Source organism: Actinosynnema sp. CS-041913 (assembly GCF_050942485.1).
In the GTDB taxonomy this organism is placed as follows: Bacteria; Actinomycetota; Actinomycetes; order Mycobacteriales; family Pseudonocardiaceae; genus Actinosynnema.
In genome coordinates, this window is record NZ_CP192037.1 from 3,984,720 (window position 1) to 3,998,014 (window position 13,295).

Below are 13,295 nucleotides of genomic sequence, written 5' to 3' on the forward strand. Positions count from 1 at the left end.
CTCACGCTTCCCGGTCGGCGAGGGCTTCGAGGTCGGCCAGCACGAGGTTCTCCACCAGATCGGCGAGGGAGGACACCGTGCGGGCGGTCAGCACGTCCCGCGGCGAGAGGTCGACGTCGAACGTCGCCTTCGTCCGGGACGTGATGCGCAGGCTGCGGATCGAATCGCCGCCCAGCGCGAAGAAGCTGTCCTCCACACCGACCCGGTCGACGTCCAGCTCTTCGGCCCAGATGGCCGCGATCGCCTCTTCGGTCTCCGTGCGCGGGGAGATGTACTCGGCGGAGGTGACCGCGTCGCGCTCGGGCGCGGGGAGCGCGACGCGGTCCAACTTGCCGTTGGCGTTGAGTGGCAGTCGGTCCAGTGCCACGAACGCCGACGGAACCATGTGCTCCGGCAACACGGCCGATGCGTGACCACGCAGTTCCGAAACCTGCGCGGCCCCGTTCGGGACGTAGTACGCCACCAGACGCTGGTCCTGCTCCAGCACAACGACCTGGGCGACCGCAGGATGCGCACCGAGCACGGCTTCGATCTCACCGAGTTCGATCCGGAACCCGCGGATCTTCACCTGGTGGTCCGCCCGACCCAGGTAGTGCAACCGCCCGTCGAGCCATTTGCCCAGGTCACCCGTCCGGTACATGCGAGAACCCACTGTGCCGTAAGGGTTTGCGACGAACCGGGAAGCGGTCAGACCCGGTCGACCCAGATAGCCCCGCGCGAGGCCCGGCCCCGCCACGTACATCTCGCCGGGCACGCCGGGCGGCACCGGTTCGAGGTCGTCGTCCAGCACGTAGACCCGGAGGTCGGGGATCGGCTCGCCGATGCTGCCGTCCGCCGGCGTGTAAGTGACGTGGACGGTGGTCTCGGTGATGCCGTACATGTTGATCAGCCGGCCGGAGCCTCGCCAGTCCCGGACCTTGTGCAGGTCCAGGGCCTCGCCGCCGAAGATCACGTAGCGCGGGTCGGGCTGCTCCGGCACTAGCTGGTAGAAGGCGGACGGCGTCTGGTTGAGCACCGTCACACGTTCGTCGCGCACCAGCCGGGCGAAGTCCTGTGGTGACCGGGACACCTCGTAGGGCACCACCACGAGCCGTCCGCCGTGCAGCAGCGGGCCCCACAGTTCCCATACCGAGAAGTCGAAGGCGTAGCTGTGGAACAGCGTCCAGACATCATTCTCGTCGAACCCGAACCAGTGGTCGGTGGCCGAGAACAGCCGCACGACGTTGCCGTGAGGGATCACCACACCCTTCGGCTTGCCGGTCGACCCGGACGTGTAGATCACATACGCCGCGTTGTCCGGCTCGATCGTCACGTTGGGGGCGGTGGCCGGGTAGGAGGACACGTCGGGCAGCCCGTCCAGGACCGCAACGGGCCGGGCGTCGGCAATGGTGCCCGCGATCCGGTCGGCCGGGTAGGACGGATCGATCGGCAGGTACGCCGCACCCGCCTTCAGCACGGCCAGCACGCCGACGACCAGCTCGACCGAACGGGGGAGTTGCAGCGCCACCAGGCGTTCCGGTCCCGCGCCGAGCCCGATCAGGTGGTGCGCCAGGCGGTTCGCGCGTTCGTCCAGCTCGCGGTAGGTCACCCGGTCGCTGGCGAACGTCACCGCGATGTGGTCGGGAGTGCGGGAAACCTGTGCGGCGAACAGCTCCGGGATGGTCGTGGCGGGTGCGCTCTCGCCGGCGCCGTTCCAGTCCACCAGCACCTGGCGGCGCTCGGCGTCGGACAGCCACGGCACCCGGGCCAACGGTCGGTCGGGGTCGGCGGTCAGGCCGATCAGCAGGGCCTTCAGCCGCTCGCCGAGCCGGTCGACGGTGTCGGCGTCGAACATCGCGGGCTCGTAGCCGAGCAGCACGCCGAGCCGTTCCGCCGGGTAGACGGTGGCGCTCAACGGGAAGCTGGTCGCCTCGACGGCCTCCAGCTCACGCAGGCCCATCCCGTCGGCCAGCTCCGCCGGGTAGTTCTCGAAGATCACGGCGCTGTCGAACAGGCCGGTGCCGCCCGGCACGCCGCTCCACGCCTGCAAACGGGTCAGCGGCACGTGCTCGAACCGGCGGGACTCCGCCTGCGCGGCCTGGAGTTCGCGCAGCCACTCGGCGACCGGCCGGGCGCCGTCGACCTGGACCCGCACCGGCAGGGTGTTGATGAAGATGCCGGTGATGGCGTCCACGCCCGGCAGGTCGGCGGGACGGCCGGACACCGTCGCGCCGAAGCACACGTCACGGTGCCCCGAGGACCTGGCGAGCAGCAGTGCCCAGGCGCCCTGCACGATCGCGCTGGGCGTCACCCGGTGGTCGCGCGCGAACTCGTACAGCCGATCGGACTCGGCCTCGGTCAGCTCGACGGAGTGCCGGGCGGACGAGGTGGCGGGTCCGGGCGCGGGCCGGTCGGCGGGCAGCGGCGTGGGGGAGTCGAAGGTGCCGAGCACCTGCCGCCAGTGCCGTTCGGCGGCTTCGTCGTCCTGCGCCGCGAGCCACGCCACGTAGTCCCGGAACGGCCGCCGCTCGGCCGGTTCGCCCAGCACGTCGGACAGGACCTGGAACACGCTCCACCCGTCCAGCAGCACGTGGTGGAACGTCCAGAGCACCCGCACGGTCTCCGGCGCCAGCCGGATGATCGCGACCCGCATCAGCGGCGGCACGGCGAGGTCGATACCCACGGCCCGGTCCGCGGAGAGCAGCCTGTCCAGCCGCTCGGCCCGGGTCGGCTCGTCCAAGCCGCTCCAGTCCAGGAAGGTGAACGGCACCTCGGCGTGCTCGTGCACCACCTGCAAGGGATCGCGCACGTCCTCCCACAGCACGGAGCTGCGCAACACCGGCGTCCGGTCCACCACCCGCTGCCAGGAACGCGCGAACGCCTCCGAGTCCGGCACGCCGTCCACGACGAACGTGGTCTGCTGGAAGTAGACGCCCTGCTCGCCGAGGCCGTGGAACACCATGCCCGCTTGCATCGGCGTCAGCGGGTACGCGTCCTCGCCCGTGATGCGGTCCACCTGCTCCTGAGTGAGCCGTGCCAACGGGAAGTCCGACGGCGTCCGCCCGCCCGCACCAGGTTCCGCGCAGTGCCCGATGATCGCGCGCAACGCCGCCGCGAACTCCCCGGCGAGGCGCGTGACCGTCGACTCGTCGTGGTTGGCGTCGCTGTAGTGCCAGGAGAACTCCAGCCGCCCGTCCTGCACCCGGCCCACGACATCGATCAGGTGCGGGCGCGGCATGTCCGGGTCGGCAGCGAGGTCGAGATCCCGCTGGTCACCGGTGAACCGGCCCAGGTAGTTGAAGCTCACCGCCGGATCGCACGCCGGGCCGTCCGCGAGGTTGCGCAGCGCGCCGTAGCCGATGCCGCGACCGGGGATCGCGCGTAGCTGCTCCTTCACCGACTTCAGCGCCTCGCCCCACGCACGCGGGACGTCCAGCGCCACCGGGAAGACCGTGGTGAACCAGCCGACCGTGCGGGACAGGTCGACGTCCTCGAACAGCTCCTCGCGGCCGTGGCCCTCCAGGTCGACCAGCACCCGGTCGCGGCCCGTCCAATCGGCCAGCACCCGACCCAACGCCGTCAGCAGCACGTCGTTGACCTGCGTCCGGTATACCTCCGGCACGTCGCGCAACAGCGCGGAGGTTTCGGCCTCGTCCAGCCGCACGGTCACTTCACGTGCCGTGTCGAAGGTGTTCGGCCCTTGCCGGTCGGTCGGGATACCGTCACCGGAGACCGCCGTCCAGTAGGGGAGTTCGCCGTCGAAGCCCCCGGACGCCGTGTGGTCGTGCAACTTCCGCGCCCAGTCGCGGAACGAGGTGGTCTTGCGTCCGATGTGGACACTCGTGCCCCTGGTCGCCTGACGGTAGGCGGTCATCAAGTCCTCCGCCAGGATCCGCCACGACACACCGTCCACCACGAGGTGGTGGGCGACCAGCCGCACGGAGCGCGCGTCGAGCACCTCCGCCCGCAGCAACGGTTCGCCGTGCCCGATCGGCTCGTTCACCTGCCGGTCGGCTTCGAACCGCATCCGCAACGCGTCGTGGTGCGCGATCAACCCGTCCACCGCGGTCCGCAACGCGTCCCCGTCGATGTCGGCGTCGAACTCCACCACCAGCGACTGCTCGAACAACGTCGAACCGGTGCCGAGGAACCAACGCTGGATCGGGGTGAGCGGCGCGTCCCCGGTGACCTCGCCCTGGTCGGTGTCCGGCGGCAGGTCACGCGTCACGTGCGGCGCGAGAGCGGCGATCGTCTGGTGCGCGAAGATGTCCCGCGACGTCAGCACGAGCCCGGCCTGCCGGGCGCGCGTGACCACCTGGATGCCCAGGATCGAGTCGCCGCCCAACGCGAAGAAGTTGTCCCGCACACCCACTCGCGCCGCGCCCAGCACTTCGGCGAACACATCCGCCAGCACGGCTTCCACGGGTGTGCGGGGAGCCACGTAGACGCGGGGCTCCTCGGGCGGGGCGGGCAGGTTGTCCCGGTCCAGCCGGTCGAGCCCGACGAACGTCGTCGGCACGCTGTGCGCGGGCAGGACCTGGCTCAGGAACCCGTCGAGCGCGGCGGGGCTCACCGGCGGCGTCACGTAGGCGACCAGCCGCCGGTCCGTGGCCACCACCGCAGCGTCGGCTACTTCGTGGTGCCGCCGCACAGCGTCCTCCACCGACGCCAGGTCCACCCGCAGACCACGTACCCGGACCGTGTCGTCGTGCGGGAAGTCCAGCTCGACCAGCCGCCGCAACGGGCGGTCGGGGTCGTCGGCGACGTTGTGCAGCAACGCTTCCAGGTCCGCGGCCAGCGACTCGACGGTCGACGCGTCGAACAGGTCGGTGTTGTACTCCACGGTCAGCGTCAGCGAGTCGTCCCGCGGCCAGAACTCCACCACCAGGTCGAACCGCGCGTTCGGCCGCGGCAGGTCGTGCTCGGCCACGGCCAAGCCGCCGAAGTCCTTGCGGTGCAACAGAGGCTGGTGCAACGCGACCACGGCCTGCACGAGCGGCGTGCGGCTCGGGTCGGGGTCGGGGCTCAGCTCCGCCACCAGCCGGTCGAACGGCACGTCCTCGTGCGCGAACGCCTCCAGCACGGTGTCCCGGACGTGGTCCAGGAAGCCGGTGAACGGCAGTTCCGGGTCGACCCACGAGCGCAACACCAGGGTGCGCACGAAGAACCCGACCGCCCGCTCCAGGTCCGCGTGGTCCCGGCCGGACGTGACCGTGCCGAGCGCGATGTCCCGCTGTCGGCTGCGTGCCGACAGCAGCACCTGCACGGCGGCGGTGAGGGTCATGAACAGGGTGGCGTCGTGCGCGCGCCCGACCCCACCCAGCCGGTCGACCAGGTCCGCGCACAGCGGACGCCGCAACACCGCGCCGGACGTCGTGCGCAACGCGGGCCGCGGCCGGTCGGTGGGCACGTCCAGCGCCTCGATCCCGGCAAGTCTCTCCTTCCAGTAGGCCATGTCGCCCTGCGGGCGCGCCGCGTCCCACACCGCGAAGTCCGGGTACTGGGCGGTCGGCGCGGGCGGCTCGACCCCGGCGTACAGGTCGGCCAACTCGTCCAGCAGCACTCCGACCGACCAACCGTCGGTCACGATGTGGTGCTGCGCCAGCACGAGCACGTGCTCATCGGGGCCGAGCGGCTTCAGCACCGCCCGCGTCAACGGGCCGTGCCGCAGGTCGAACGGCGTCGACAGCTCGCTCTCGTCGCCCATCGTCAGCGGGATCGCGCCGTGCGCCGCGACGACCTGCACCGGCCGGCCGTCCACGATGTCGAACGTGGTGCGGAGCGCGTCGTGCCGCTGCGCCAAGGCGTTCAGCGCCTTCTCCAGCCTCGGCACGTCCAGTGGCCCCGTCAACCGCAGCGCCACGGCCGTGTTCTGCTCGGCGGTGCCGTCCAGTGAGAACAGCCGGCGTTGCGCCGGGGACAACGGCAGGGCCTGACCACGCGGCACGCGGGGAATCGGCGTCCGCGTCGGCAACACCCGGGCAAGCGCCGCGACCGTGCGGTGCTCGAACATCGCCCGCACCGGCAGCCCTCCGAGCCGTCCCAACGCCCGCACCGCCAGGATCGAGTCGCCGCCCAGCGCGAAGAAGTCGTCGTGCGCACCGACGTGGGCGACGCCGAGGATGTCCGCCCACACCTGCGCGACCAGGCGCTCGTCCTCCGTGCGCGGCGCGACGAAGTCCTCCGGCACATCGCCGACGACCGGCGCGGGCAGCGCGGCACGGTCGAGCTTCCCGTTGGGGCTCAACGGGAACGCGTCCAACGCCACGAACGCCGCCGGCACCATGTAGTCGGGCAGCGTGGCCGCCAGGTGCTCGCGCAGCCCGGCCGTCTCACCCACCACGTACGCGACCAGCCGCTTCGGCTCGTCCCGCGCCACCACGACGACCTGCCGCACCGCCGGGTGCTCCCGCAGCAGCGCCTCGATCTCGCCGGGCTCCACCCGGAACCCGCGGATCTTCACCTGGTGGTCGGCCCGGCCGACGAACTCCAGCTCGCCGTCGTCGCGAACCCGCACGAGGTCGCCGGTGCGGTACATCCGGGAGCCGGGCGGCCCGAACGGATCGGCGACGAACCGCGCCGCCGTCAACCCGGGACGCCCCAGGTAGCCACGGGCCAAGCCGACACCCGTGACGTACAGCTCGCCCTCGGCGGACGCCCGCAGCGCGTCGTCCAGCACCCGCACCTCGGTGCCGGGGATCGGCCGCCCGATCGGCGGAGGGCCGCCGGGCGTCAGCGGCGAACTCCAACTCGTGACGACCGTCGACTCGGTCGGGCCGTAGGCGTTGATCATCCGACGGCCCGGCGCCCACTGCTCCACGAGGTCCGGCGAGCAGGCGTCACCGCCGACGATGAGCGTGCGGAACCCGGCCAGCCGCCGGTGCGGCACGGTGGCCAGCGCGACCGGCGGTATCAGCGCGTGCGTCACCCCGAAGTCGTCGATCACGTCCGCTAGCTGGTCGCCCAGCAGCGGCCCCTCGGGCGGCACGACCAGCGCCGCGCCCGCCGGCAGCGCCATGCACAGCTCCAGCACCGAGGCGTCGAAGCTGGGGGAGGAGAACTGGAGCACCCGGTCGCCCGGCCGGACGTCGAAGTGCGCCACCTCGGCGGCGGAGAACGCGGGCAGCCCGCGGTGCGTCACCACGACGCCCTTCGGCCTGCCGGTCGAGCCGGACGTGTAGATCACGTACGCCGGCGAGTCCGGGTGGATCGCCACCTCGGGATCGGTGTCCGGCCGGCCGGCGGTGTCCAGCGGCCCGTCCAGCACGAGCAGCGGCTGCGCGTCGGCGAGCATGAACGCGATCCGCTCCGCCGGGTAGGCGGGGTCCACCGGCAGGTAGGCCGCGCCGGTCTTGAGCACCGCGAGCCGTGCGACGACGTTGTCCACCGAGCGCGGCAAAGCGACCGCCACCACCCGTTCCGCGCGAGCGCCCTCGGCGATCAGCCGGTGGGCGAGCCGGTTGGCCCGCGCCGCCAGCTCCTGATACGTGACGGCCCCCTCGGGGGACACGATCGCGGGTGCGTCGGGTGTGCGTTCGACCTGCGCACCCACCAATCTCGGCAGGTTTTGGGCAGACGTCATCGCGAGCAGAGCCTTTCCAGGGGTAGGGCGGGCGGCGTTATACCCGCGATACGGATGCTTCAAACGTGATTTTTCAGACCATTTCCGGGACCTGCCTGCGGGCCAGCCTCCCGCCGATCTGGATCCACTCGATCCCGCCATCGCGAGGGTTCCGCAGGAAACGACCGGTCTGGCTGGTGTCCCCGGTGTCGGAATCCCGCATGGCGAACACCAGACCGTCGAACAACGACAGGTCCGCGAACGGCTCGCCGTCCACTGTGAGCTTGAGCACTTCCCGCTCCGTGGGCTGCACCGAATATTCGGTGTCGCCGTTGACGAAGCTGCCCGCGCAGTCCGCCGGCGGCTCGATCGGCTCCCGCAGGTCGGTCAATCCGTCGTAATCGCCGACCGGCAGCCCGGCGGCGGCCAATTCGGGCACCAGGTCCCGCCACAACGCGAACCCGCTGCTGCCGTTGGTGGTCAGCGCGACCACCGTGCCGTCGTCGGGATTGATCCGCAGGTGGCACGAGGTGCCGTCGGCGGTGCCGTCGTGCCCCACCCAGGCCGTGCCGTCGCGCTCGTACAGCGCGAGCCCCAGTCCCCAGCCGTCGGCCATCCCGAACGGTTCGGCGTGGCGGACGGGCTGCCGCATCAGGGCGAGGTCGTCGGCGTCCACGATCCGCGGCGCCCCACCCGCGAGCATCCGGCCGAAGGCGACGAGATCGGTGGCGCTGGCCGCCAGCGCCCCGGCCGGCGCGTCCACCAGGGCGAGCGACTGGTGCACCGGCACGACCCGGCGCAGCGCCCCGTTGACGGCGTGCCCGGCGACGACGCCGGGGTCGGTGTCGGGTCCGACGGTGAAGTGCGGCCGGAGCCCCAGAGGCCGCAACAACACCGCGTCCACGGCTTCCCACCAGGACATTCCGGTGGCCACCTCGATGAGGTGGCCGATCAGGACGTAGCCGATGTTGGAGTACGAGAAGCCCGCGCCGGGCCGGTGCAGCGGCACCAGGTTGCGACCCGCTTCGAGGGCGTGGCGGCGCAGCGAGGTGGTGCGGACGTCGTCCGGGTCGGACGGCAGACCGCCGGTGTGGCTCAGCAGGTGGCGCAGGGTGAGCGGGCGGCCGACGTCGGGCAGGGGCGTGTCGAGGTCGAGGTCGCCGTCGGAGACCAGGGCCATGGCGACGGTCGCGGTGAAGGTCTTGGTGATCGAGCCGATCGGGACGGCAGCGTCGGCGGGCAGACCGACCTCGGTGGCCCACAGCGCCTCGCCAGGCCGGTGCACGGCTAGCTGCGCGCCGGGCACGAGGTGGTCGCGAACGAGCCCGGTTAATCGTCGCGCGATGCGTTCGGTGTCCATCACAGGTCCTTACGAAGAATGAGCCATTTGGCTGCGAACCAACGTTGACGGCCGTTCCGGGATCGTCGCGACCGCCAAACGGAGCATCTGCGGAATAAAGATTCCCCGATTCGTGCAGCCGTAACCACGCGTTCTAGAGGCGATCTCCGGGGTTCACTCGAATGGCCTGGTTTGGACTGGCCAGTTCCGTAATTGCGGGACGTTTGTGAGGGCTATTCGTAGTCGCCTGGCATGAAATTCTGTCAACCGGTAATATGTTCGTAAGAGTCTATATCTTGGGAGTAGATCGAAATTCTGAAGAATGTTCGCGAGGCCGTAACCTCCGCCCGTCGGCGTCGTTTGCCCGGTTAGTCGCCGACGCGCCGCGAAGTGACCCGCCGGTAGTGCCGGGCAGCCCGGACCCGGTTGCCACACGCGGGCGAGCACCATTCCCGTCGCGGGTGGTCCTGCACGAAGTACAGGACGCACCCCGGCGCGAGGCAGGCCCGCAGCAGCAGGCGGCCGGCCCCGGTGAACAACTCGACCGCTTCGGTGGCCGTGGCGGCGAGCACCCGATCCGCCGGAGAGGCGTCCGTCACAGCGTGCCCCCGAAGCTCACCGTCGACGACGCCGATCTGCGGCCACACCACCGCCCGCCGCACCGCGTCGTTGACAGCGGCGACAGCGCGATCAAGATCACGGCCGGCGGCGATGGCGCGGGTGTCGTCGGTGAGCACGGCAGCCAGATCGCGGAGGGCTTGGCGCAGCGCCCGGAACGCGGCGAGGTCGCCGTCGTCAACCGGAAACCCGAGCCACCCCGCCAGCCCTTCGACCGCATCGAGGTCGTCGTGCAAGCCGGAGCGGTCCGCCCGGATCGTGTTCATCAGACGGACGGGCCGAGGCTCGCCGGGCAGCACAGTCTAACGCTAACACGCACTTGCAGCCGTTAGGAGAACCTTCCAACGCCACACCAGACGATCAAACGTTATAAGGAGTCACGCCATGCCCCTGACACCCCGTTCAACGAGGACACCGCCCGCCGGAAGGTGAAGGCCGCGCAGGACGCGTGGAAGACCCGCGACCCCTGCGCGTGGCCGCGGCGTACACAGAGGACTCGGTGTGGCGCAACAGATCCGATGGCCCAGCGGCGAGCGCGCTCGCCGACCCGCGCCCGGCGAGGACGCTTGAACGCCTCCGGCCCTACCCGGAAGCGACGCCCAAACGATCTTCGACCCCAGCCTCAATCATCCCGCTGAACCTTGAGATGCAGCGACTCCATCCGAGCGTCCAACTCGGCAGCGATGGCCGCAGTGCTGGTCAGCTCATCCACGAACCCGGCAGGCACCTGATCGTCGTACTTGTAGAACAGCTTGTGCTCCAACGTGGCCCAGAAGTCCATGGCGATGGTGCGCAACTGCACCTCCACCTTCACGTGCTCCACCCGATCCGACAGGAACACCGGGATCCGGACGATCAGGTGCAGACTCCGGTACCCGTTGGGCTTGGGAGCAGCGATGTAGTCCTTGGTCTTCAGGATCGACACGTCGCTCTGCCGCGCCAGCATGTCCCGCACCCGGTACACATCGGACACGAACGGGCAGACGACCCGCACCCCGGCCACGTCGTCCAGGTGCTCCGCCGCCAGCGCCAGGTCGGCCGGCAACCCCTTGCGACGCAACTTCTCCAGGATCGCATCGGGCCGCTTCACCCGGTGCGTGACGTGCTCGATGGGGTCGTGGCGATGCACGAGGTCGAACTCCTCACTGAGGATGCGGAGCTTCGTCATGAGCTCCTCGACCGCGAACTTGTAGACCACGAGGGACCGCCGCAGCAGGTCATCCGCGACGCCGATGTCCATGATCCCAGCGTACCGATCGGGTAGGATGCCGGACGTGAACACCCACTGGCACGTCGTTCTCCCGCCGCCGGCCGCCTGACCGGGCGCACCCGCGGCACCTCATCTCACGCCGGCTCGGCCGTGCGCCCGTTCGCGACCTCTCAGGCCTTCCCGCGAACGGAGAACCCGTGTCATCCCCAGTGGTACATGCACGTCTCACCCACGGTCCGCTGCCGATCCTGGCGGCGTGCTTCCTGTGGGGCACCACCGGCACCGTCAGCTCCCTGGCCCCCGCGTCCGCACCCGCCTCGGCGGTGGGCGCGGCGGGCCTGGTCGTCGGCGGCTGCCTGCTGTTCCTGACCGCACGTGGCACCCGCGACGTGCTGCACACCGCGGACTGGCGGCTGCTCGCGCTGGGCGCGCTCACCGTCGCCGGGTACGCGCTGGCCTTCTACCCGGCGGTGGCACGCACAGGTGTGGCCGTCGCCACCACCGTGGCGTTGGCCACCGCGCCGATCGTGCTGGGCCTCAAGTCCCGCCCGCTGACCACCCTGACCGCCGTGGCGGGCTGCGCGATCCTCGTCCTGGGCGGCGGGGAGGCGCACGTCGACCTGGTGGGCGTGGCGTTGGCCCTGGTCGCGGGCCTGTCCTACGCGGCGTACTCGGTGATCTGCGCGCACCTGATCGGCCTGGGCCACCCATCGCGGGCCGTCGTCGGCACCGTGTTCGGCGGCGCTTCGGTGCTCACCCTGCCGGTGCTGCTGGTGCTCGGCGTCGGCTGGATCAGCGGGCCGGGGATCGCGGTCGTGGTGCACCTGTCGGTGTTCACCACGTTCCTGGCTTACCTGCTGTTCGGACGCGGCCTCCGGCACACCGGCGCGGCGGCGGCGACCACGCTGACGCTCGCCGAGCCTGCTGTGGCGGCGGTGCTGGGCGTGCTCGTGCTGCACGAACGACTGCCGCTGGTCTCGTGGTGCGGCATGGGTGTGCTGGCGCTCGCGCTGGTGGCACTCGCGCGGTGAACCAGGCGGCGCCCCGTCAGTCGGGGCGCCGCTCCTTCGCGCCACCCAGGCCGTACAGGATGCGCTGGATGAGTTCGGGATCGACGTCCGGCTCGTCACCCAGCTTCTCGGCGGCGGGGGAGCGGCGCGGTTCCCGCCGGGGCAGCGGCACGGCGGAGGCGTTCATCCCCGAGGGAAGCGCCATCTCGCACCACGCCAGCCGCCCGCCGGCGGTCAGGTCCACCAGCCCCGCCCGCGCACCGGCCAACTCGGGCGGCAACGCCACCCGGACACCTTCGACCTCGACCACCAGGTGGCTGCCGCTCAACCGCAGCCGGACGAGCAGGAGACCGGGAGCACGCGGGTCCGCGACGTCGACGGCGGCCCCGACCAGGCGGCGCGCGGTGTGCGAGGCCTCTTCCTGCATCGCGCGCAGCCGCCACTCGCCCAGGGAGAAGCGCACGAACATGTCCGCGACGTTGACAGCGGTGGGCAACGCGACGAGTTGCAGGTCGTCGACCTGTTCGGTCTGGGCGTTCACACCGGTCCCTCCTCGCCTGCATCCGGCGCGTGCTGCGCAGGATGGTGCCATGAGTACAGCCCCTGTCACCCACCTGGTCTAGACCCTGTGAGCGGACCGTGTCCGGATCGAGTTCTGTGCCTTCAGCATCGACCGAAGGGGACGTTGTCCTCACGATCTAGTACGAAACTTAGGGGCTCATGGTTCACGGTCAGTCACGGCGGTGTCGGGAAAAGTACCGAAATGCGCGGCGGAACGGAATATCGGGGGCCACTCAGCCCGACGACTCCGTGCGAAGCCCGGCACACCCGCCCCTCGCCGCCCGCAGGCCACCCCTTTGCCTACCCTGCCGGCTCGTCTTGCCCGGTTCCGTCCTGTCCCGCCCGCCCTGCCGCCCCGACCAAGACATGCGAAAGGGGCCTGCCGGCAACCCGGCAAGCCCCTCCGAAAGCCGACGCGAAGGTCCGGCTCAGTCCTGGAGCGAGGCCTCGATCTCCAGCAGGATCGTGATCTTGTCGCCCACCGCCGCGCCGGCCGCGCCACCGGTCACACCGAAGTCCTTCCGGCTGATCTCGGTGCTCGCGGAGAAACCGGCGACCTTGCCGCCGCCCATGCCGTCGCCGAACCCGTTGAGCTCCAGCTCCAGCGTCACGGCCTTGGTCACGCCGCGCAGCGTCAGCTCGCCGTCGACCAGGAAGCCCTCGCCGTTGGCGCGCACGCCGGTCGAGGTGAAGGTCAGCTCCGGGTGGTTCGTCACGTCGAGGAAGTCCTCGTTCTTGACGTGGGCGTCGCGCTGGCCGTTCTTGGTGTTGATCGACGCGGTGTCGATCTTCGCGGTGACCGTGGACTCCAGCGGGTTCTCCGCGGTCACGATCGTGCCCTCGAAGGTGTCGAAGTGGCCGCGGACCTTGGAGACGCCGAGGTGGCGGACCACGAAGGAAACGTCCGAGTGCACCGGGTCGATGGCCCACGTGCCCACGAGGTAGCCGGGGATCTGCGCAGTCTGCGTCATGATGTCCTTCTCAGTCGGTCTGGTTGAACTCTCAACCGAACATAGC

At 70.7% G+C, this 13,295-nt stretch carries 7 protein-coding genes and 1 pseudogene; 2 read left to right on the forward strand and 6 right to left on the reverse strand.

Annotated elements, in window-relative coordinates:
- Position 1: 1 nt before the first annotated feature.
- The 3 genes from ACQPZF_RS18865 to ACQPZF_RS18875 form a co-directional block, all read right to left on the reverse strand.
- Complete coding sequence (locus ACQPZF_RS18865; RefSeq protein ID WP_433274611.1) at positions 2 to 7,570, reverse strand: amino acid adenylation domain-containing protein; 7,569 nt, start codon at positions 7,568 to 7,570, stop codon at positions 2 to 4.
- Positions 7,571 to 7,634: 64 nt separating this feature from the next.
- Positions 7,635 to 8,900 (reverse strand): serine hydrolase domain-containing protein, encoded by a 1,266-nt coding sequence (locus ACQPZF_RS18870; protein ID WP_433273366.1) that lies wholly within the window; start codon positions 8,898 to 8,900, stop codon positions 7,635 to 7,637.
- Positions 8,901 to 9,247: 347 nt separating this feature from the next.
- Positions 9,248 to 9,763, reverse strand: a complete 516-nt coding sequence (locus tag ACQPZF_RS18875; protein ID WP_433273368.1) for a CGNR zinc finger domain-containing protein — start codon at positions 9,761 to 9,763, stop codon at positions 9,248 to 9,250.
- A 93-nt stretch (positions 9,764 to 9,856) separates the two neighbouring features.
- On the opposite strand from ACQPZF_RS18875, the pseudogene ACQPZF_RS18880 reads away from it, so the two are divergent.
- Positions 9,857 to 10,011: pseudogene (locus tag ACQPZF_RS18880) on the forward strand (DUF1348 family protein); the annotation flags it as partial.
- A gap of 108 nt (positions 10,012 to 10,119) precedes the next feature.
- On the opposite strand, the gene ACQPZF_RS18885 reads toward ACQPZF_RS18880, so the two are convergent.
- Positions 10,120 to 10,737: a GTP pyrophosphokinase gene (locus ACQPZF_RS18885; protein WP_433273370.1), complete on the reverse strand. Its 618-nt coding sequence runs from the start codon at positions 10,735 to 10,737 to the stop codon at positions 10,120 to 10,122.
- A 167-nt stretch (positions 10,738 to 10,904) separates the two neighbouring features.
- Between ACQPZF_RS18885 and ACQPZF_RS18890 the strand changes: the two genes are divergently transcribed.
- The gene (locus ACQPZF_RS18890) at positions 10,905 to 11,738 is read left to right on the forward strand and encodes an EamA family transporter (RefSeq protein ID WP_433273372.1); all 834 of its coding nucleotides are present in this window, start codon (positions 10,905 to 10,907) and stop codon (positions 11,736 to 11,738) included.
- Between the two features lie 16 nt (positions 11,739 to 11,754).
- Here the strand turns inward: ACQPZF_RS18890 and ACQPZF_RS18895 are convergent, their stop codons facing one another.
- Positions 11,755 to 12,258: an ATP-binding protein gene (locus ACQPZF_RS18895; protein WP_433273374.1), complete on the reverse strand. Its 504-nt coding sequence runs from the start codon at positions 12,256 to 12,258 to the stop codon at positions 11,755 to 11,757.
- A 448-nt stretch (positions 12,259 to 12,706) separates the two neighbouring features.
- Positions 12,707 to 13,252 carry a YceI family protein gene (locus tag ACQPZF_RS18900; RefSeq protein WP_433274613.1) on the reverse strand — a complete coding sequence of 182 codons (546 nt, stop codon included), beginning with the start codon at positions 13,250 to 13,252 and terminating at the stop codon, positions 12,707 to 12,709.
- Between the last annotated feature and the right edge of the window lie 43 nt (positions 13,253 to 13,295).